1 protein-coding gene is annotated in these 1,242 nt (G+C 41.2%); it reads right to left on the bottom strand.

What is annotated here, in order from left to right:
- Positions 1-10: 10 nt before the first annotated feature.
- The gene (locus EHR06_RS01290; RefSeq protein ID WP_425269471.1) at positions 11-1,162 is read right to left on the bottom strand and encodes an integrase core domain-containing protein; all 1,152 of its coding nucleotides are present in this window, start codon (positions 1,160-1,162) and stop codon (positions 11-13) included.
- Positions 1,163-1,242 lie beyond the last annotated feature (80 nt).

The raw sequence follows: 1,242 nt of genomic DNA, 5'->3' as shown, positions 1-1,242 counted from the left end.
GAGACATGGGTTACACTTTTAATATCCTAGATACCTTTTTCTTACGTTCATTGAATATTCCTATTTTAACGAAGCTAAAATAAATAGTCCAGATCCCGTCCTCGACGGGTTCGAATCCGATATGTTCGCCACCTAAACTTTTGGTGATAAAGAATCTTTTGTTCTTCCAATAAAAATTCCCATCATCTACCTTTCTGACCTCAAAATGATCTGGATAGGTAACTTCTTGGATTTTGTTGGGAAATGATCGTTTAGAAGCTTGATAAAATTCGGAAGGCGGTTTTTGACCTAAGGCTTCGTGAGGACGTTCGTAATTGTATTCTGTCCTAAATCTATCGAAAGATTTTTGCTGCTGCTTCATATTCGAACGGATTGGATAAACCGCTTCTGCCTTTAGGGTTCGATGCATTCTCTCATGTCTTCCGTTCTCCTGAGGCTTCCCCGGTTGGATTCGTTCAGGCAATATTCCTAATTTGATCCACCAAGTCGATAGTAAGGAAATCCCCAATCCCGCAGCAAATGGGATCCCATTGTCCGTTCTTATTGCATTAGGAAGTCCATATTCCCTAAAACATCTCTCGAATTCCTTTTTAGTTTCATACGTTCTTGTTCCGGATAAACCCTTACAACAGAGTAAGAAACGGCTATAACCGTCTGAAATCGTTAACGGGTAACAACGAATTCCATCCTTTAGTTTAAAATCCCCTTTGAAATCAGCACACCATACCGCATTTGCATGATCATAACCTTTGAAGGGCTCCGAGTATCTTCCCATTCCCTGCCGTTTCTTTCTAGGTTTTACTAAACCTCTTTTTTGAAGAATGCTTCCTATAGTGCTGACAGCAGGCCAAATTAAATCCGGATTGGAATTTTCCAAAAACGCACGTATTTTAAGAGGACCCCAGGTAGGATGATCTTTACGAACTCCCAAAATCATCCTTTCCTCCGCAAATCCAACTCTATTCGGATTAGAGTGCGGAGTTTTACTTTTATCTAATAAGCCTCCGGGACCTTCTTTACGGTAACGAGACAACCATTTGTAACCCGTCTTTCTACTTATCCCGAAAGCCTCACAAAGAGTGCTTATCGATACACTACCATCGCATACCGCTGCAATGAATTTTACTTTCTCGTCCATTGGTGACACCTCTTTCCACGGCAAAGGATTAACCCTCCTTTGCATACGTTTAGTGTTACCTATGTTCCCGGTCTATTTTGTTACCCATGTCTCCGGTTTGTACC

This window comes from Leptospira dzoumogneensis, from assembly GCF_004770895.1.
GTDB classification, from domain to species: Bacteria; Spirochaetota; Leptospiria; order Leptospirales; family Leptospiraceae; genus Leptospira_B; species Leptospira_B dzoumogneensis.
Note: the sequence above shows the minus strand (reverse complement) of the source record. Positions and strands in the feature narration are given on the sequence as shown.